This is a genomic window from Tessaracoccus sp. MC1865, assembly GCF_017815535.1.
Taxonomy (GTDB): domain Bacteria; phylum Actinomycetota; class Actinomycetes; order Propionibacteriales; family Propionibacteriaceae; genus Arachnia.
Map to the genome: position 1 here is coordinate 1,825,150 of NZ_CP072596.1, position 19,806 is coordinate 1,844,955.

General features: G+C 69.6%; 16 protein-coding genes. 13 read left to right on the forward strand and 3 right to left on the reverse strand.

Annotated features, from left to right (window positions below):
* The first annotated feature begins 45 nt into the window (after positions 1-45).
* The 3 genes from J7D54_RS08475 (at position 46) to J7D54_RS08485 (ending at position 5,630) form a co-directional block, all read left to right on the forward strand.
* Positions 46-2,865, forward strand: coding sequence for a BTAD domain-containing putative transcriptional regulator (locus J7D54_RS08475; protein ID WP_182763503.1), 2,820 nt, complete (start codon positions 46-48; stop codon positions 2,863-2,865).
* A gap of 87 nt (positions 2,866-2,952) precedes the next feature.
* Positions 2,953-4,848 carry a 1,4-alpha-glucan branching protein GlgB gene (gene glgB / locus J7D54_RS08480; RefSeq protein WP_182763504.1) on the forward strand — a complete coding sequence of 632 codons (1,896 nt, stop codon included), beginning with the start codon at positions 2,953-2,955 and terminating at the stop codon, positions 4,846-4,848.
* Entirely contained in the window at positions 4,845-5,630 is a 786-nt protein-coding gene (locus J7D54_RS08485) for an NUDIX hydrolase (RefSeq protein WP_182763505.1), read from the forward strand. Before glgB ends, J7D54_RS08485 begins: the two co-directional genes overlap by 4 nt.
* A gap of 21 nt (positions 5,631-5,651) precedes the next feature.
* Here the strand turns inward: J7D54_RS08485 and J7D54_RS08490 are convergent, their stop codons facing one another.
* On the reverse strand, positions 5,652-6,023 hold the full coding sequence (locus J7D54_RS08490; RefSeq protein WP_182763506.1) for an ankyrin repeat domain-containing protein: 372 nt from the start codon (positions 6,021-6,023) through the stop codon (positions 5,652-5,654).
* Between the two features lie 33 nt (positions 6,024-6,056).
* Here J7D54_RS08490 and treY point away from each other — a divergent pair, with 33 nt between their 5' ends.
* From treY to J7D54_RS08540, 10 genes are all read left to right on the forward strand, one after another.
* On the forward strand, positions 6,057-8,585 hold the full coding sequence (gene treY, locus J7D54_RS08495; protein WP_182763507.1) for a malto-oligosyltrehalose synthase: 2,529 nt from the start codon (positions 6,057-6,059) through the stop codon (positions 8,583-8,585).
* Positions 8,585-10,264 carry a malto-oligosyltrehalose trehalohydrolase gene (treZ, locus tag J7D54_RS08500; RefSeq protein ID WP_182763508.1) on the forward strand — a complete coding sequence of 560 codons (1,680 nt, stop codon included), beginning with the start codon at positions 8,585-8,587 and terminating at the stop codon, positions 10,262-10,264. Before treY ends, treZ begins: the two co-directional genes overlap by 1 nt.
* A 19-nt stretch (positions 10,265-10,283) precedes the next feature.
* A complete protein-coding gene (locus J7D54_RS08505; protein WP_182763509.1) occupies positions 10,284-11,183 on the forward strand; it encodes a tetratricopeptide repeat protein in 900 nt (299 codons plus the stop codon).
* A 14-nt stretch (positions 11,184-11,197) separates the two neighbouring features.
* Positions 11,198-12,826 carry a phosphoglucomutase (alpha-D-glucose-1,6-bisphosphate-dependent) gene (gene pgm / locus J7D54_RS08510; RefSeq protein ID WP_182763510.1) on the forward strand — a complete coding sequence of 543 codons (1,629 nt, stop codon included), beginning with the start codon at positions 11,198-11,200 and terminating at the stop codon, positions 12,824-12,826.
* A gap of 55 nt (positions 12,827-12,881) precedes the next feature.
* The gene (mce, locus tag J7D54_RS08515) at positions 12,882-13,331 is read left to right on the forward strand and encodes a methylmalonyl-CoA epimerase (protein WP_076058548.1); all 450 of its coding nucleotides are present in this window, start codon (positions 12,882-12,884) and stop codon (positions 13,329-13,331) included.
* A 126-nt stretch (positions 13,332-13,457) separates the two neighbouring features.
* Positions 13,458-14,561, forward strand: coding sequence for a DivIVA domain-containing protein (locus J7D54_RS08520; RefSeq protein WP_182763511.1), 1,104 nt, complete (start codon positions 13,458-13,460; stop codon positions 14,559-14,561).
* Complete coding sequence (locus J7D54_RS08525; RefSeq protein WP_245243923.1) at positions 14,558-15,829, forward strand: AI-2E family transporter; 1,272 nt, start codon at positions 14,558-14,560, stop codon at positions 15,827-15,829. Before J7D54_RS08520 ends, J7D54_RS08525 begins: the two co-directional genes overlap by 4 nt.
* 30 nt (positions 15,830-15,859) lie before the next feature.
* Complete coding sequence (gene nucS / locus J7D54_RS08530; protein ID WP_182763512.1) at positions 15,860-16,552, forward strand: endonuclease NucS; 693 nt, start codon at positions 15,860-15,862, stop codon at positions 16,550-16,552.
* On the forward strand, positions 16,552-16,824 hold the full coding sequence (locus J7D54_RS08535) for a hypothetical protein (protein WP_182763513.1): 273 nt from the start codon (positions 16,552-16,554) through the stop codon (positions 16,822-16,824). The genes nucS and J7D54_RS08535 overlap by 1 nt, the downstream gene beginning before the upstream one ends.
* Positions 16,821-17,600 carry an alpha/beta fold hydrolase gene (locus J7D54_RS08540; protein ID WP_182763514.1) on the forward strand — a complete coding sequence of 260 codons (780 nt, stop codon included), beginning with the start codon at positions 16,821-16,823 and terminating at the stop codon, positions 17,598-17,600. Before J7D54_RS08535 ends, J7D54_RS08540 begins: the two co-directional genes overlap by 4 nt.
* Here the strand turns inward: J7D54_RS08540 and J7D54_RS08545 are convergent.
* Both J7D54_RS08545 and J7D54_RS08550 read right to left on the reverse strand, forming a co-directional pair.
* On the reverse strand, positions 17,572-18,354 hold the full coding sequence (locus J7D54_RS08545) for a sulfite exporter TauE/SafE family protein (RefSeq protein ID WP_182763515.1): 783 nt from the start codon (positions 18,352-18,354) through the stop codon (positions 17,572-17,574). The two genes, J7D54_RS08540 and J7D54_RS08545, sit on opposite strands and share 29 nt — an antisense overlap.
* On the reverse strand, positions 18,355-19,752 hold the full coding sequence (locus J7D54_RS08550; protein ID WP_182763683.1) for an MBL fold metallo-hydrolase: 1,398 nt from the start codon (positions 19,750-19,752) through the stop codon (positions 18,355-18,357).
* Positions 19,753-19,806 lie beyond the last annotated feature (54 nt).

Genomic DNA, 19,806 nt, shown 5'->3' on the forward strand with positions numbered 1-19,806 from the left:
ACCGGATGGACTTTGGGAACGCGTCCGTCGTGAAATCATGTGTCGATGGAGAAGGCTTGCCGGATTCGCCTTCTCGGCCCCGCCCGGGTGCTGGGGGCCGACGGCGCCGGCCCTGTGATGATGAGCGGAACGCGGCAGCGGGTCCTGCTGGCTGCGCTCGCCCTGAGGCCCGGCCGCCCCGTCCCCGTGCCGGACCTCGTTTCCGCGCTCTGGGGGGACGAACCGCCGGACAGCGTGCACAACGCCCTCCAGGTTCACGTCTCAGGGCTACGCAAGGTTGTCGAACCGCTCGGTTTCCCCATCGTCCGCGACGGCGCCACCTACACCCTGTCCTGCGGGATCTCCGACGTCGACGTGGCCATGTTCGAGGCTCTCGTCACCCGCGCGCAGTCCCTCCTCCGTAGCGCCGCCCCGGATCAGGCGCTGGAGGTGTTGGAACGGGCCTTCACGCTCGCCTCGGGCCCGCTGCTGGCGGGGCTGGACCTGACGGCCTGGTTGGAGCAGGCCCGCCGGGCGATCGCCGAGCGGCACGCCGCCGCTCGCCGCGACCACATCATCGCCCTCTTCCGCAGCGGCCGTGCGGAGCGCGCGGTGGAGGAAGCGCGGTCGCTGGTGGCCGACGATCCCCTCGACGAGGCGTCCTGGTCGCGACTGATGGCCGCCCAGTACCACGCGGGCCAGCCCGGTGCCGCCCTGGAGACGTTCCACCAGGCCCGCCGCACGCTGCTCGACGAGCTCGGCGTGGAGCCGTCGCCCGAGCTCACGGCGCTGCAGCGCGACATCCTCAACCACAAGCTGCCGTCCCCGGTCACTCCGCCGACGTTGCAGGGAGCCTCGCTGCCGACGGCGGACCTCATCGGGCGCGACGACCTCGTCGAGCGAGTGCTTTCGGCGGTGGGCTCGCACCGGCTCGTGACGCTCCACGGCCTCGGAGGGGTGGGCAAGTCCGCCCTCTGCATCGCCGTGGTGGACAGGCTGAAGGCGGCGGGCCGCCGGGTGGCCACGACGGAGTTCATGCAGGTGTCCACGCCCAGGGACGCGCTGGAATCCTGGTGCCGAGCCCTCCAGTTGCCGGTCGGGGACGGGGATCCGACGCAGACGATCGCGAGGGCCGGGCCGTGCGTCCTCGTTGCCGACAACGCGGAGCAGTTCGACGGTTTCGCGGACCTCGCGCTCGCCCTGCTGTCTGCCGCGCCTGAGGCCACGGTGCTCGTGACCGCCCGTCAGCCGGTCGGCATCGGCCCGGAGGCGGCGATCGTCGTGCCCCCGCTCCCGTCGGATCCCAGCGGCCCGTCGGCCGCCGAGGAGTTGTTCGTCCGGCATTGCCGCCGCGCCAGGCCCGGCATCGATCTGGAGGATTCCGCGGCCGACATCCGAGAATTGTGCCGGCTGAGCGGTGGCCTGCCGCTGGCGATCGAGCTCCTCGCCGCGCGGATCAGGGTGTCGTCCCCCGCGCGGCTGGTCGAGCAGTTGCACCGGTCCCCTGAGGCGCTCGCAGCCCTGACGACGGACCGCGATCCCCGGCGCAGCATCCCCGCCGTCGTCGAGTGGGCGGCCAACGGTTGCTCGCCGGAGGCGCGGATGCTGCTGCGCGCCATGGCCGAGGCGGCAGGACTCGTCAGTGGGCACCTCGTCGACTCGCTGAGTCGCAGCCCCCAGGCGCTGATGGAACTCGTGGACGCCGGCCTCGTCACCGGACCCACGGACTCTGACCACTTCCTCGTCCTGCCCCCGGTGGCGCAGGCCCTCGGCGACTCCGACGGCCCCACCCGGGACGCGCTGCTCGACGCCGTGACGGACCTGGTGCGGCCCCCGGACGGGTCACAGCCCTCGGTCCGGGCGCTCCTGGACGACCAGTCCGCCGTGTTGCGGGCCGTGACGCTCTCCTGCGAGGCGGGCCACCCGGGGGTCCTGTTGCCGTGGCTCGAACCGTTCTGGCTCGCCACCGCCCGCGTGCGCGAGGGCATCCGCGTCCTGAACGGTGCGCTGGAGAACGCGCATCCCGACGACAGGGTGGCCCTGCAGGTCGCGCTGGGGCTGTTGGTGGTCCTGACCGGTGAAGGCGACCCCGACGCCCTGGAGGCGTCCCTCCGTGCGGCGGAAACCACGCCCTGGCACCACAGCCGGCTCGTCGTCGAGGGCTGGTGCAGCGTCGGGGGCCTCCACGCAGCCGCCCTCCGGCCGGAGGAGGTGACGCGGTGCGCGCAGGAGGCGACCACGGCGGCCGGCCACGACCCGGTGCTGCGCGCCCTGGCGCTGGGCTGCTCCGCGGCCGCCGCGGACGCCGCAGGTGACACTGAGCACGCCGTGGACCTCGGCTTCCGGAGCGTCGCCGAGCTCCGACGCCACGGGGACCCCCAGGATCTGGTCGCGGCGCTGGGGCGGCTGGTGGAGCCCCTCGTCCGCCTGGGCCGGGTGGCACAGGCGCGGGTCAACGTCGACGAGATGTTGGAGCTGTCGGCCCGGCACCCCATGGGGATGGGAGCTGTGGCGGTCTCGGCCGAGGCGGCCGTCGTCGAGCTCGCGGAGGGCGGGGCCGCCGCCTCGATCGGAATGGCCACCACGGTGTTGGCCAAACTCGACGAAGTGGGGTGCCGCACGCGCCACGAGGTGGTGGCGCTGCGCTGCATCGCCCTCGCCCACACGCAACTCGGCCGGCCCGGCCTCGGGGCCCGCTTCCTGGGCGCCGCCGACGAGGTGGCCCACCGCGCCGGCCGGCATCCCGAGGAACCGTGGGCGCTGTTGTTCGAACCGACGCTGGCCGCGCTGCGGGCGGCCCCCGAATTCGCGGAGAACCGTCTCATCGGCCGATCCGATCCCGACGGTGTGGTCCAGCGCTGGCTGGCAGCCGTCGCCAACGCCTGAAACCAGGCACGTAGCCACGGGGTCCGCCAGCGGCGCACCCCTGGGCACGCTAGATTGGCGCGCAGACCTGCACGATGGGAGCAAGACATGGCGCATGACCAGTTCGGCGGACTGACCGGGTGGGACTTCGAGGGTTTCCACAGCGGCGGCGACACAGAACTGTGGCGGCGCCTCGGTAGCAAGGTGGTCAGCGTCAACGACGACGGCCGGGAGGTCACCGGCGTCCGCTTCGCCGTCTGGGCGCCCAACGCGCGCTCGGTCCAGGTGATCGGCGACTTCAACTGGTGGACCGGCGACCAACTCCACCTCGTCCCCGGCACCGGCGTGTGGGCCACCTTCATCCCCGGCCTCGACGAGGGCACGCTCTACAAGTTCCGGATCGAGACGGCCGACGGCCAGTGGCTCGAGAAGGTCGACCCCATGGCCCGGTTCTCCGAGCAGGCACCGGCCAACGCGTCGATCGTCTACGAGTCGAAGTACCTCTGGTCCGACGACGAGTGGATCGCCAAGCGGCGCGCCGCGCAGGCCCACGCGGAGCCGATGAGCATCTACGAGGTGCACCTCGGCGGCTGGCGCAAGGGCAAGAGCTACCTGGATCTGGCCGAGGAACTGGTCAGCTACGTCAAGTGGCAGGGCTACACGCACGTCGAGCTGATGCCCGTGGCGGAGCACCCCTTCGAGCCCAGCTGGGGATACCAGGTCACCGGCTACTTCTCCCCCACGTCACGCTTCGGTAAGCCGGATGACCTGCGTCACCTCATCGACCGCCTGCACCAGGCGGGCATCGGCGTGATCCTGGACTGGGTGCCCGGCCACTTCCCGAAGGACGCCTGGGCGCTGGGCCGCTTCGACGGCACCGCCCTCTACGAGCACGCTGATCCCCGGCAGGGCGAGCACCAGGACTGGGGCACCTACATCTTCAACTACGGCCGCAACGAGGTGAAGAGCTTCCTCGTGTCCAACGCGCTGTACTGGATCCAGGAGTTCCACGTCGACGGGCTCCGCGTCGACGCGGTGGCATCGATGCTCTACCTGGACTACTCGCGCGAGGAGGGCCAGTGGGTACCGAACCAGCACGGCGGCCGCGAGAACCTCGAGGCGATCGACTTCCTGCGTTACGTCAACCGGCACCTCTACGAGCGCGAACCCGGCGTCCTGATGATCGCTGAGGAGTCGACGAGCTTCGCCGGCGTCACCAAGCCGGTGCACGAGGGCGGTCTGGGCTTCGGCTTCAAGTGGAACATGGGCTGGATGAACGACACGCTGCGCTACCTGCAGCTCGACCCGGTCTACCGCCAGCACGAGCACAACCTGCTCACCTTCGCGATGGTCTACCAGTACTCGGAGAACTTCATCCTGCCGATCAGCCACGACGAGGTCGTGCACGGCAAGGGCTCCATGATCAACAAGGTCCCGCAGGACGACTGGCGCCAGTTCGCGACGCTGCGGGCCTACTACTCCTTCATGTGGAGCTTCCCCGGCAAACAGCTGGTCTTCATGGGTTGCGAGTTCGGCCAGCGCCCGGAGTTCAACGAGTCCGTCTCGCTCGAGTGGTGGGTCAGCGAGCTGTGGGGCCACGGCGGCCTGCAGCGCCTCTTCCGCGACCTGAACCTCATCTATCGCGCCAACCCCGCGCTCTACGAGCTGGACAGTTCGCCTGAGGGCTTCAGCTGGATCAACGCGGACGACCCCGGGCACAACGCGCTGTCCTGGGTCCGCCACGACTCGCAGGGCAACCATGTCGCCTGCATCGTCAACTTCTCCCCCGTCCCACTCCAGGACTACGAGATCGGCCTGCCCGTCGACGGCCCCTGGGAGGAGATCCTCAACACCGACGCGCCCATCTACGACGGTTCCGGCGAGTTCGGCAACCTCGGCGAGGTGCACGCGATCGACGAGCCGTGGGGCCACTGGCCGGCGCGCGCCAACGTCACGGTGCCCCCGCTCGGATCGGTCTGGTTGCGCAGGGCAGCAGGTCAGTGAGCGAGTTCCACGTCTCCGTCGACATCACCGGCGGCGTCGGCACGCTCCGGTGGGAGGAGCAACAGGTCGACGTCGACACGCTGAAGCGGGCCATCTCGCTCGCCGCTGACGACGCCATCCTCGCCCACAACCTGCGCAGGCTCCAGGTGGAGCTGCCGGAGTGGGACAAGGCGGCCCGGGTCTCCCTGCACCGCGCCGGCTTCCGGCTCGAGGGGCGCCTGCGCTCCGTGCTGGAGCCCCAACCGGGCGTCTTCCGCGACATCCTCGTGTACTCGCGCCTCGCCGTCGATCCCGTCTACGGCGAGGTGGGGTTCTCGGGCGTGCTGGATTCGATCCTGCCCACCAAGCGCCTGATCGCCCATGCGCTCTTCCGCGACGCGGAGGGCCGGGTGCTGCTGCTGGAGACGTCCTACAAGGACGACTGGGAGCTGCCCGGCGGTGTCGTCGAGCCCGGGGAGTCACCTCGCGTGGGGGGCGAACGCGAGTGCCTGGAGGAGCTCGGCATCGAGGTCCGGTTCGGCCAGCCACTGCTCGTCGACTGGATGCCGCCGTACCTCGGCTGGTCGGATGCGCTGGAGCTCATCTTCGACGGCGGGGTGCTGGACGACGACACCATCTCGCGGCTCGGCACCGACGACCCCGAGATCGTCGCCATCCACTGGGTGGCCCCGGAGGACGTCGAACCCCACGTCATGGACCTGTCCGCCCGCCGCATCCGTCTGATGCTCGACGGCTACACCGGGCTCACCGAGAACGGCTACCCGGTCCCCGACGCCGGTTGAGCCCGCTTTCCACGCGAGGCGTCAGAGGGTGAGGCCGAACATCTGTGCGGTGGCGCGCGCTGAGGGCTGACCCGCATCGGGATCTGCCCCCGCCTCCAGCAGCGCCGCTATCACGGCCTGTTCCTGTTTGAACACGGCCCCGGCCAATGGGGACTGGCCCCGGTTGTTCAGGGCGTCCGGATCGGCGCCCAGCGCCGCCAGCGCGCGCACGGTTCCGGCATGGCCGTGGTAGGCGGCCAACATGAGCAGTGTGTTGCCGTCGGCATCCGTGAGGTCGACCGGTGCGCCCGCCTCGATGTAGGCGCTCAACCGCTGGGTCTCGCCCCGCCGTGCACGATCGCAGAGCCAGTCGGCCAGCGCCGCAGGGTCCGAACCGTCAGGAATCACACTCATGGATGGAACCCTAGCCCGCCTATGCTGGAACGTATGGCACGGTCCGCTTCCGCCCTTCCCACGTCCACTTACCGCCTTCAGCTGAACGCCGAATTCACCTTCGAGGACGCCACCAGGCAGCTGCCCTATCTGGCCTCCCTGGGCGTCACCCACATCTTCTGCTCCCCCATCCTCCAGGCCGCCCCGGGCTCCATGCACGGCTACGACGTGGTGGACCACTCGCGGGTCTCCGTGGAGTGCGGCGGCGAGGACGGGTTCCGCAGAATGGTGGCGGCCGCCCGGGAACTGGAGCTCGGCATCGTCGTCGACGTCGTACCCAACCACATGGCGGTTCCCACCCCACTGTGGCTCAACCACGCGCTGTGGGACGTGCTGCGCTCGGGCGCTGACTCGGAGTTCGCCGGCTGGTTCGACATCGACCTCACCCGTTCCCGCGCCATCCTCATGCCGGTGCTCGGCAGGCGCATCGGAGACGAACTGGCAGACAACACGATCCGGCTGGAGAACCGGATGTTCCCCGGCGGCGGCGAGCCGGTCATCGTCTACCACGACCATGTCTTCCCGGTCCGCCCGGGCACTGAGCACCTGCCGCTCATCGAACTCCTCGAGCAGCAGTGGTACCGCCTGGCCTACTGGAAGGTCGGCAACGAGGAACTCAACTACCGGCGCTTCTTCGACGTCGACACGCTCGCGGCCATCCGCGTGGAGGACCCGGAGGTCTTCGAGACGAGCCACGCCAAGCTCATCGAACTGTTCGACGAGGGGCTGATCGACGGCTTCCGCATCGACCACCCCGACGGCCTGGCCACCCCGCGCGGCTACCTCCAGATGCTGCAGCGCGCCACCGGGGGCTGCTGGGTGGTGGTGGAGAAGATCCTCGAGCCGCACGAGCAGTTGCCGGAGGGCTCCCGGTGCGCGGGCACCACGGGCTACGACGCCCTGCTGCGCGTCAACGGCCTCTTCCACGATCCCAGCCAGTTGGCCAGGCTGAACGACCTCTGGGAGCGCACCGCGGACACCTCCGAGGGTTGGTTCGGCCAGGTGCTGCAGCAGGCCAAGGAGGAACTGGTCAGGACGATGCTGTTCACGGAGGTCAATCGGCTCACCTCCATCGCCGTGGCCGTCTGCGGCTCAGACCTGAGACTGCGCGACCACACCCGTCGCGACCTCGAGCGGGCGATCCGGAGCCTGCTCGTCCAGATGGACCGCTACAGGGCCTACCTCGAACCCGGGCTGCCCGCCAACGACGCCGAGCTCGCCGTCGTTCGGGAGGCGGCAGACCGCGCGCGCCCGGAGCTCGACGACGACGAGCAGGCCACGCTCGACTTCATAGCGGCCCTCGTCTCGGGCGAAGACCCCACTGGTGAGGATGGCGGCCCCGAGACCCTGCCCTCGGTGACGGCGCACCCCGTCACCACCGAACTGCCGGACTCACCGCCTGATGTGGGTGCCCTCCGCGCGGAGTTCATGATCCGATTCGCCCAGACCTGCGGGCCGGTGATGGCCAAGGCCAAGGAGGACACCGCCTTCTACCGCTGGAACCGCTTCGTCGGCGTCAACGAGGTGGGCAGCGAACCCACCATCGTCGGGATCTCGCCGGATGCCTTCCATGACTTCTGCGAGCAGCTCAATCAGCAGTGGCCGGCCACCATGACCACCCTGTCCACGCACGACACCAAGCGCTCCGAGGACGTCCGGGCCCGGCTGTCCGCGCTGCTGGAGCACGCCAAGGCCTGGGAGGCGTGCCTGGCCGAACTGCGCGCCGCCACAGAGGAGATCCGCTCGCCGCTGGTCGACGGCGCCACCGAACTGCTCGTGTGGCAGACCCTGGCGGCCGTGCGTCCCATCACCGAGGAACGGCTCGACAGGTACCTCACCAAGGCGATGCGCGAGGCGAAGCGGCACACCACCTGGACCGCCCCGGAAGCCGCCTACGAGTCGGCGGTGCTGGACCTCGCGCACGCGGGGCTGAGGAACGACCGGTGCGCCGCGGCACTGGCGGAGTTCGACGATGTGACCGCGGACACCGTCCGCTGCAACGTGCTGGGCGCGAAGCTGATCCAACTGACCATGCCCGGGGTGCCGGACGTGTACCAGGGCTGCGAGATCGTCAACGTCTCGCTCGTCGACCCCGACAACCGCCGGCCGGTGGATTTCGTCAGGCGCGCCAAGCTGCTCGCCGAGCTCGACGCCATCACCGCACCGGGCTCCCTGGACGCCGAGAAGCTCCTGGTCACCAGCCGCGCCCTGCGGCTGCGGCGCCAGAACGCCGACGCCTTCCGCGGCCCGGGGGCCACCTACGCGCCGGTCCCCACCACCTCCGGTCACGCAGTGGCCTTCGCACGGGGCACCGAAGGCGGCGGCGTAACCGCCGTCGCCGTCGCCACCCGGCTGCCCTCTGCACTGGCTGAGCGTGGCGGCTGGGGCGAGCACCTGATCATCCTCCCCGAGGGCCGGTACCGCTGCATGTTCACCGGTCTGGAGATCGAGGGCGGCGCGCAACCACTGGCGAGCCTCCTGACAGACCTCCCCGTCTCGCTGCTGATGGCGGTGGACGCCTGATGCGCCCAGAGGTCTGGGCGCCCCTGCCCACCGTCGTCGAACTGCAGGTGGCCACCAGCCGCCACCCCATGCGGCCGGACCCCCACAGGTCAGGCTGGTGGGTCTCGGACCGTGAGCTCGAACCCGGAAGCCGCTATGGCTTCGTCCTGGACGGCGAGGGCCCCTTCCCGGACCCGCGTTCTCTCAGCCTCCCGGACGGGGTACACGGCCTCAGCCGCGCTGTGGCTCTGACTGGGCAACGCCCAACGCGATATGGCGGGACGCCCCTCCGCGGCAAGGTCCTCTACGAACTGCACGTCGGCACGTTCACGGACGAGGGCACCCTCGATGCCGCCGCCGGTCGTCTCGCCGACCTCCTCGAGCTCGGGGTCGAGGCCGTCGAACTGATGCCGCTGAGCGCTTTCGCCGGCGTCCGGGGGTGGGGCTACGACGGCGTCGCGCCCTGGTCCGTGCACGCGCCCTACGGCGATCAGGAGGCCCTCGTGCGCTTCGTCGACGCGGCCCATGACCACGGGTTGGCCGTGCTCCTCGACGTGGTGCACAACCACCTCGGCCCCGAGGGGAACTACCTGTCGAAGTTCGGCCCGTACTTCACCGAGCGCCACACCACGCCCTGGGGACCGGCCGTCAACCTGGACGATGCGGGGGCCGCGGAGGTGCGCCGCTATCTGATCGGGTCGGCCCGCCATTTCCTCGTCGACATCGGGATGGACGGGCTGCGCCTCGACGCCGTGCACGCTCTCCGGGACGACTCGCCGCGGCATTTCGTCGCGGAACTCTCCGACGAGGTGGCCGGCTGGGAGGCCGAGACCGGCCGACCGCTCACCCTGTTCGCGGAGTCAGACCTGAACCGAGCCGAGATGGTCTCCCCCGTCGGCACGTCCCCCGGAGCCAGGGGCATGGACGGGCAGTGGGCCGACGACATCCACCACGCGCTGCACTCATTCTTCGGCAGAGAGACGCAGGGCTACTACGTCGACTACGGCACCCCCGAGATCCTCGTCAAGGCCCTCACCAGGGTGTTCGTGCGTGACGGGGGCATCTCCGCCTTCCGGGGCACGCCGTGGGGGGCGCCAGTGGACCCGACGAGCCCCCACTACGACGGGCACTCGTTCGTGGCCTCGCTGCAGAACCACGACCAGGTGGGCAACCGGGCCGTGGGCGACCGCTTCCACATGCATGCCGGTCACGCCGCTCAGTCGGCCGCCGCGGCGCTGTACCTCCTGGGGCCCTTCACGCCGATGCTCTTCATGGGAGAGGAGTGGGCCGCCTCCAGCCCATTCCCCTACTTCAGCCAGCTCGGCCCGGAGCTCGGGCCGTTGGTGACCGAGGGCCGGGCCCGGGAATTCGCCGCCATGGGATGGCAGCAACAGACCCCTGACCCCCAGGCTGAGGAAACCTTCCTCAGCGCGAAGCTGCACTGGGAGGAGCGTTCCGAGGGGAACCACGCCGAGATGCTCGAGTGGTACCGCACCCTGCTCCGCCTGCGCCGCGAACACCCCGAGTTCCGCAGCCCGGACCTCGCCGCCGTCGGTGCCGAGGTGCTCGACGCAGACACCGTGGCGCTGCACCGGGGACCGTTCACGATCCTCGCCTCCCGCGTGCCGGACCGGGTGAGGGCCCCCCGCGGCGAGGTGCTCGCATCGACCGGCGGCTGCATCGTCGTGCGGCGCGGGTGAGCCTGGCAAGATGGAACCCATGACTGATGCGAACTTCACGCGCCCGGGCGCCGTTGACCTGTCCTCACTGACGGATGCCGCGCCGACGGGTGGCAGCTACGTCACCTCGGTGACCGAGGCCAGCTTCAACGACCTCGCCGGCACATCGATGCAGCACCCGGTGGTCGTCGAGTTCTTCTCCCCCCGGGACCCCAACGGCCAGCAGGTCTCCGCAGCGCTGGCCGAGCTGATCAACGCCGCCCAGGGTCGCTTCCTGCTGGGGCGCGTCGACGTCGATGCCGAACCGCGGCTGGCCCAGGCGCTGGGCGTTCAGGCCGTGCCCACAGTCGTCGCCCTCATCGGGGGCCAGATGGCCCCCCTGTTCCAGGGCACCAAGTCCCGCGAGGAGATCTCGGCAGTACTCGACCAGATCGCGCAGCTCGCCGTCGGCAACGGCATGACCGGCCGGGCCCAGCCCGTGGGCGGGGCCCCCGCCGGCAACGGCGACGCCGAGCAGCAGCCCGTTGCCAACCCGCGCTTCGCGAAGGCCGACGCCGCCCTGCAGGCGGGCGACTTCGCACAGGCCGTCCGGGAATTCGACGAACTGCTCAAGGAGACCCCGCACGACGCCGAGGTCGTCGCCGGCCGCGCCCAGAGCGCTCTGCTGGAGCGCTCCGCCACCTTCAACCCCGCGGAGATCGTGGCGCGGGCCGCCGCCCAGCCCGACGATGTCGCCGCCCAGCTCGACGCGGCAGACCTCGAGATCATCAACGGCCGCTACGAGGAGGCGTTCGACAGGCTGCTCGGCCTCGCCGCCGAGAGCGACGAGGAGCAGCGCGACGCCATCCGCGTGCGCCTGCTGGAGCTCTTCGAGGTCGTCGGCCGCACTGAGAAGGTCGTCCTCAAGGCACGCCGCCGGCTCGCGTCCGTCCTGTTCTGAATAGGATGACTGGCATGGCACATGAGCGCGCCGGCCTGCCGGCCCAGGAATCAGATCTCATCAACGTCGACGAACTCCTCGCCGCCTACTACGACCGCACGCCGGATCCGTCCAACCCGGACGAGATGGTCGTCTTCGGCACGTCGGGGCACCGTGGTTCCTCCCTCGACACCGCCTTCAATGAGGCGCACATCGCCGCCACCACCCAGGCGATCGTCGAGTACCGCGCCGCGCAGGGCACCACCGGGCCGCTGTTCATCGGCAAGGACACCCACGCCCTGTCGCTGCCCGCCTGGAAGACGGCGCTCGAGGTGCTGCACGCCAACGGCGTGAAGGTGCTGGCCGAGCGCGAGGACGAGTACACCCCCACGCCCGCCGTCTCGCGCGCCATCATCCGGTACAACAACACCGGCGGCGCGGCGCAGGCGGACGGCATCGTCGTGACCCCGTCGCACAACCCGCCGCGCGACGGCGGCTTCAAGTACAACCCCCCGACGGGGGGTCCTGCAGACAGCGACGCCACCGAGGTGATCGCCGCCCGCGCCAACGAACTGCTCTCGGACATGGGCGCCGTCAGGCGCACACCCTACGAGAGGATCGCCACGGACATCGAGCGCTACGACTACCGCTCCCCCTACTGCGCGGAGCTGGCCCAGGCGCTCAACTTCCCCGCCATCATGTCGGCCGGCCTCACGCACGGTGCTGATCCCATGGGCGGCGCGTCCGTCCAGTACTGGCAGTACCTCGCCGAGCAGGGCCTCCCCATCGAGGTCGTCAACCCTGAGGTGGACCCCACCTGGCGGTTCATGACGCTCGACACCGACGGCAAGATCCGCATGGACTGCTCCTCCCCCAACGCCATGGCCTCGCTCGTCGCCCAGCGCGACAGGTACACCGTCGCCACCGGCAACGATGCGGATTCGGACCGCCACGGCATCGTCACGCCGGACGCCGGCCTGATGAACCCCAACGCCTACCTGGCGGTGGCTATCAACTACCTGTTCGCCCACCGTTCCCGCTGGTCGTCCGCCGCCGGCATCGGCAAGACGCTGGTGTCGAGTTCGCTGATCGACAAGGTGGCCACCAAGCTCGGCCGGCGCCTCGTGGAGGTCCCGGTCGGCTTCAAGTGGTTCGTGCCGGGCCTGATGGACGGCTCCATCGGCTTCGGCGGTGAGGAATCAGCGGGCGCGTCCTTCCTGACGCTGGACGGCCGTACGTGGACCACGGACAAGGACGGCATCCTCCTGGCGCTGCTGGCGTCCGAGATCATCGCCGTCACCGGCAAGACCCCCAGCGAGCACTACGCGGAACTCGAGGCCGAATTCGGCAGGTCCTACTACGCACGCGTGGACGCCGACGCCAACCGCGAGCAGAAGGCGCGCCTCGGCAGCCTCGGCCGCGCCGACGTGACCGTCGACGAGTTGGCCGGGGAGCCCATCCGCACGGTGCTGTCGCACGCCCCCGGCAACGACGCGCCCATCGGCGGCATCAAGGTGACCACGGACAGCGCCTGGTTCGCGGCGCGCCCGTCCGGTACCGAGGACAAGTACAAGATCTATGCCGAATCGCTGCGCTCCGAGGAGCATCTCGCGGAGGTGCAGGTGGCCGCCAAGGCGCTCGTCGACGCCGCCCTCGAGAACTGAGTCCGAGGGCCACCCCGCCGCCGGCGGCCGAACCCCCTATGGAAAACTAGGACCCATGGAAAACTCTGATCTGTTCATCTGCATCGATCACGTCGGCCTGGCCGTCCCGGACCTCGATGAGGCCGTCAAGTTCCACACGGAGGTCTTCGGCTGGCGCGAACTGCACCGCGAGGTCAACGAGGAGCAGGGCGTCGCCGAGGCCATGATGGGCACCGGCGAGCAGGGCGAGGAGAACGCCAAGATCCAGCTCCTGGCCCCGCTGAACGAGAACTCGACCATCGCCAAGTTCATCGACCGCAACGGTGCCGGCATGCAACAGCTCGCCTACCGCGTGGCGGACCTCGACAAGGTCAGCGAAACCCTCAAGGAGCGCGGCATGCGCCTCCTGTTCCCGGAGGCCAAGCGCGGCACCGGCGGCTCCCGCATCAACTTCGTGCACCCCAAGGACGCACGTGGTGTGCTCCTCGAGCTCGTTGAACTCCCCAAGGAGCCCGCAGCGCACTGACGCTGCATGCTTTCCCGGCGCAGAGGGGGCGGGGCGGTCATCCGCCCCGCCCCCTTCGTGTCGGTTCCGGTGATCTGGCGCGGGCACCGACTAGGCTCTGGAAGAGCGAGATGGAAGGACTGCACGGTGACTGAACCCCAGGACCTCGAAACCGAGGAGACCGGACTCAACCTGTTCGACGACAGGGCCTCGGCTGTGGGCAGCTTCCCCAATTCGATGCTCGGCTATGACAAGCATTCCGTCGACAGTTACGTGCGGGAACTGGAGAACCGCGTCGCCGAACTCAAGATGCAGGTGCGTGAGCAGGCCCGCGAAACCCGCTACGTCCGCGACACCGTCGGCGACACGGATTTCAGCCGGCTGGGCGCCCACGCCGCCGGCCTTCTCCGGTCTGCCGAGGCGCAGGCGGGCGACCTCATCGACCGCGCCCAGCATGAAGCGGAACGGATCAAGACGGAAGCGCGGCGCACCGCGGCAGCGCTGCGCGAGTCCGCGCAGCAGGAAGCAGACGACGTGCGCCTCACCGGCCTCGCGGGGCTGCGCCAACTCCGCCAGGAGCAGGCACAGGCGGGCAAGGCCACGCTCGAAACCGCGCGCCGCGACGCGGACCTCATCCTCGAAGACGCCCGCATCCGGGCCAAGGCAGTGCTCGACGGCGCCACCGCGCGCTCCGAGAGCCTCCTCGAAGCCGGCCGGGCAGAAGCGAACCGGGTGCTGAAGGAGGCGGAGCGCCGGGCCATCGAGCTCAAACTTGAAACCGAGCGCGCCGCGGAGAAGTCGGCCACGGAACTCGCGGCCCATGCGAAGGCCACGGACGACGCCATCGCTGAGCGCCTCGCCCAGGCGGACAAGGACGCTGCTGCCGCGACGGACCGGGCCAGGAAGGCCCGCGACGAGGCCCAGGCCATCCGCGCCGAGGCTGTCAAGGCTGCTGAGGACATTCGGCTGACCGCCACCCGCCAGAGCGAGGAGACGCTCACCGTCCTCCGCGAGCGCGTTTCCCGCGCGGAGGCGGAACTTGAGGAGAAGGTCGCCTGGCGCAAGGAACAGTTGGAGCGCGAGATCGCCTCGCTGGAAGCCCGCCGCGCCAACGCGCTCGGGCAACTGAGCAACCTGCGTGCCCTGGCAGAGGAATCCGGCGAGCAGTACGCGGAGACCACCGCGGTCATCCCGACCGCAGATCCGGACAGTGAGACCACCATCATCCGAAACAGCAACGAGCAGCCGTGAGCCACCCCGACGAGGCGTCGCCGGAGACCGGTGTCCCTGGGGCCATCCCCGCTTCCGAGGCACCCGGTCCCACCCCCGGCATGGCAGCCACGCCCAGGCACGTCGGGGCCGGCCACGCACGGCTGCCCCGCGTCGTCGGCCGCTTCTTCGGCACGACGGCGCGTGGGGCCCGCAAGATGCTCACGCCGCTGCCCGAGGCAGTCATCGAGCCGGTGCCCCCCACTCCGCACGCCGTCGAGGAGCGCCGCTACTCGGCCTTCGGCATGGGCTTCATGGGCGCCATCGGCGTCCTCGTAGCCCTTGCGCTGGCCCAGGCCGTCCTCACCGTGCAGAGCGTGCTCATCCTCGCCGTCCTCGCGCTCTTCCTGGCGCTGGGGCTCAACCCGGCCGTCGAATTCCTGACCCGACTGCGCGTACCCCGCGGCATCGGGGTGGCGCTGGTGACCCTCCTGCTTCTCGGCGTGCTGGCCCTGGGCGTGGTCGCACTGGTGCCCATCTTCACCGAGCAGACCACCGCGCTCACCACGCAGTTGCCGGAGATGCTGCAGACCCTCCTCAACCATCCGCTCCTGGCGCAGTGGGAACAACGCGACGAAGTACTGGCGCGGGTGCAGGAGTTCATCACCTCCGGCGCGCTGCTCCAGAACCTCTTCGGTGGGCTGATGGGCGCGGGCCGGCTGGTGGCCAACCTCGTCTTCTCCGTGATCGTCACGTTGGTGCTCACGGTGTACTTCCTGGCCTCACTCCCCACCATCAAGGAGACCATCTACGCCCTCGCCCCGGCCAGCCGGCGCCCCCGTGCGCGCTACCTGGCCGACGGCATCTTCGGCGGCGTCTCCGGCTACATCACCGGCATGTTCGTGATCGTCAGCATCGCGTCGGTGTCTGCGTTGATCTTCATGAACATCGCCGGGCTGGGCGACTACTCGCTGGCGCTGGCCTTCGTCGTCGCGATCTTCTGCTTCATCCCGTTGGTCGGCTCCAGCTTGGCCATGATCACGGTCGCCATCGTCGGTTTCGCGGTGGACCCGGCCATCGGCATCGCCACCATCATCTACTTCGTGATCTACCAGCAGTTCGACGCCTACATCCTCTACCCGAACGTGATGAAGCGCACCGTGAAGGTGCCGGGCGCATTGGTGGTGCTCTCGGCGATCATCGGCGGCATGCTGTTCGGTGTGATCGGGGCCGTCATCGCCATTCCCACCACCGCCGCGGTGCTGCTGCTGTACCGCGAGATCGTCCAGCCCGCGCTCGACGCCTCCTGATCCACGGAGCAAGCCTGCTAGGTTGGACGGGTGCGTTTGGTCATTGCGAGGTGCCAGGTTGATTACGTGGGCAGGCTGACCGCCCACCTCCCCCTGGCCACCCGGCTCATCCTGGTCAAGGCTGACGGGTCGGTCTCGATCCACGCGGACGACCGCGCCTACAAGCCGCTCAATTGGATGAGCCCGCCGTGCACCATGCAGATCACGCAGCCGGATCCGGAGGCCTCCGAACGGCTCGGGATCACGGAAGTGTGGCAGGTGCGCGCCAAGGACGGCGACACCCTGCACATCTCCATCGCGGACGTCCTGCACGATTCGGCGCACGAACTCGGAATCGACCCCGGCCTGCAGAAGGACGGTGTGGAGGAGAACCTCCAGGCCCTACTCGCTGAGCACCCCGGCACGCTGGGCGAAGGCCTCAAGCTCGTGCAGCGCGAATACCTCACGCCCATCGGCCCGGTGGACCTCCTCCTGCGGGAAGGCACCGGCTACGTCGCCGTCGAGGTGAAGCGCCGCGGCGAGATCGACGGCGTGGAACAGCTCACCCGCTACCTCGAACTGATGAACCGCGACCCCCAACTCTCCCCCGTGCGCGGCATCTTCGCCGCCCAGCAGATCAAGCCGCAGGCCCGGACGCTCGCCACCGACAGGGGCATCGAGTGCCGCCTGATCGACTACGACGCACTGCGGGGTCTCGACAACGTCGACGAGCGGCTCTTCTGATGGGTCGGCGCCCCTCCAAGCACCTGCGGGCGCCGCGCCCGCTGCTCTCCGGCGGCTCGCAGCGCAGGGTGAGGAAGGGGGGCGTCAGCTACATCGTGCGCGACGTCCCCGCACAGCGGGCGGAGAAGGAGTACCGCTGTCCCGGCTGCCAGCAGACGGTCGCCTCCGGCACCGCGCACGTCGTCGCCTGGCCTGAGAACGGCGCCTACGGCCTCGACACGGGCATCGAGGCCCGACGACATTGGCACACACACTGCTGGGGACAGGCATGACGAACCAACTGCACCACCTCACCATCGGTTCCGGGGAACACACAGCAGTGTTCCTGCACGGGCTCTTCGGTCAAGGCAAGAACTTCGGCTCCATCGCCACCGGGCTGACGGGTGTCGCCACCAGCTACCTGGTGGATCTCCCCAACCACGGCCGCTCGCCGTGGACGGAGACGTTCTCGCTGGACAACCAGGCCGCAGAGGTCGCCGAATGGCTCCACCAGTCGTTCGACGAGCCCGTCGCACTCATCGGACACTCGCTGGGCGGCAAGATCGCCATGCGCGTCGCCCTCCAGGCGCCGGAACTGGTCGAGAAGCTGATGGTGGTGGACATCTCGCCCGCCCGCAACGTGGAGGCGGCCCAGTTCGTCAACCTGGTGGCGGCGCTACGCTCACTCGACCTGGCTGAGGTGCACAGCCGGACCCAGGCCGAGGAGGCCCTCGAGGAACTCATCCCGGACCGGACGGTGCGCCGCTTCCTGCTGCAGAACCTGCACCACAAGGACCACGTGTGGTTCTGGCTGGCGAACCTGGACCTGCTGGCAGATTCACTCCACGCGGTGGGCGGCTGGCCCCACATCGAGGGCGAGTTCGACGGGCCGGTGTTGTGGGTGACCGGAGGCCGCTCCCCCTACTGCCTGCCTGAGCATGAGGCGCCCATGCAGGCGCTCTTCCCGAGGGTGCGTCAGGTGACGGTGAGGAACGCCGGGCATTGGGTGCACGCCGATGACCCGGAGACCTTCACCAGCATCACCCGGATGTTCCTGACCCAGAACTGAGGAGCGGCGGCACTTCCTGGCTGAGCACGAAGATGCCCATCGCCAACACGAAGATGCCGAACCCCTTGCGCAGCGCCTTCTCCGGAACCATCCGGGTCAGGCGGGCACCGATGAGCGCCCCGACCATGGCCGTGGCGGTCACTCCCAGCACGAGCGGCCAGTCGATGCTCACCGTCGTCAGGTAGCCGGCGAGGCCCGCGAACGACTTCATCGAAATCACCAGCAGCGACGTGCCCACGGCCACGGACATGCGCAGGCCCCCGAGCAGCGCCAGCGCAGGAACGACCAGGAACCCGCCCCCGGCGCCCACCAGACCGGTCACGGCGCCGACGACGAGGCCCTCGAGCACGATCTTCGCCACCGGGAGATGGTCGCGCTTCTTCGTCGTCCCTGCTTTTCGGCCGCGGATCATGGCCACCGAGGTGGCGATCATCATCAACGCGAAGAGCAGCATCAGCACGAAGCCCGGGATGCGGCCCCCGGCCAGACCACCGGCGAACGCACCGGCCATGCTGGCCGCGCCGAAGACCAGGCCGGTGCGCCACTGCACGTTGCCGGCGCGCGCGTGCGCGAAGAGGCTCAGCATCGAGGTGGCACCCACGATGAACAGCGAGGAGGCGATCGCCTCCTTGGGCCCCATGCCGGCGACATAGGTCAGCAGGGGCACGGTGAGGATGGACCCGCCGCCGCCGAGGAGGCCCAATGAGAGCCCGACGGCGACGGCGAGGACCAGTACCAGGACTGTGGTGACCACCTACTTGGCGGCTTCCTGGTAGGCCACCCACCCCAGCCAACTACCGTCCAACTCGGCCACGTCATAGCCCTTCCGACGCAGGGCCGAGGCGGCCACGGAGTTGCGGACCCCGCTGCGGCAGTAGGAGACGATCCTGCCGTCGCGGGGCAGCTCGTCCAGATGCCACAGGACGCGGCCGCCGCTCAGCTGGTACGAACCGTCGATGGCGCCCTCGGCGTGCTCGGTCTTGTTGCGGACATCCAGCAGCATGTCGCGCTCGTAGGACGCGAGCTCGGCCGGCTGGACCACCGTCGGGGTGTACATGGGCAGCCCATCGAGGCTCGTGGTGTAGCCAGCGACCTGGTCGATCCCGACGCGCATGAGGTGCTGCCGGTAGGCGTTGGCCTCGTCGCGGTCCGACGCAAGGAGGACCAGGGACGCTGTGTCGGTCTCGGGATCGTAGACCCAGGAGCCGTAGGTGGCGGACTTGTCCAGGCCGGGCACGTTCACGGAGCCCTTCACCGTCCCGCCATGGACCTCGTCGTGCGGACGCGTGTCGACGAGGATGACCTCGCCGTCGCCGATCTGCGCCGCCAGGGACGCTTTGTCCAGTTCGGGGAGTTCGGCGAGCGGGTGGCCCAGCACGGCCGGTCCGCTCCGGTTCTGACGCTTCATCCGCCCGAAGTAGGCGTGCGCGTCGGGCTGGCCGTCGAGGAGCTCATAGACGAAGCCCTGCTCGTCGTCGGAGGCCAGGAAGGGTGCCCACCAGGCGTAGGTGCGCTCGTAGCCCACCGTGGTGGACGGCAGCGCGCCGAGCGCCTTGCCGCAGGCGCTGCCCGCGCCGTGGGCCGGGTAGACCTGCACGTGGTCGGGGAGCTGGAGGAAGACGTTCTTGAGGCTGGCGAAGAGCTGCCTGGCGCCACCGAAGCGGGTGTCGACTCCGCCGGCGGCCTCGTCGAGCAGGTCGGGGCGGCCGAGGTCGCCGGAGAAGACGAAGTCCCCTGACAGCAGGTAGCCGGGGTCGCTGGCGAAGGCGCCGTCTGTGACGAGGAATGACAGGTGTTCGGGGGTGTGGCCCGGGGTGTGACGGGCCTCGATGGTGATGTTGCCGATGGTGATGGTGTTGCGGTCGTAGAGGCGCTCACCCTCGAAGTCGTATTGCCAGTCCTCGCCGCCCTCACCTGAGACGTAGATCGTGGCGCCCGTGGCGGCGGCAAGTTCGCGGGTGCCGGACAGGTAGTCGGCGTGGATGTGGGTCTCGGTGACGGCCACGATCTTCATGTCGTGCCGGGCGGCCAGCTCGAGGTACTCGTCGATGTCGCGTCGGGGGTCGACGACGACGGCGGTGTTCTCCGCCTGGCATCCGATCAGGTAGCTGGCCTGAGCGAGATCTTCGTCGTAGAAGCGATGCAGCAGCATGGTGATCTTCTCCTCGTGGGTCTGTAATGACACCACCCTAACAGATACCCCCGG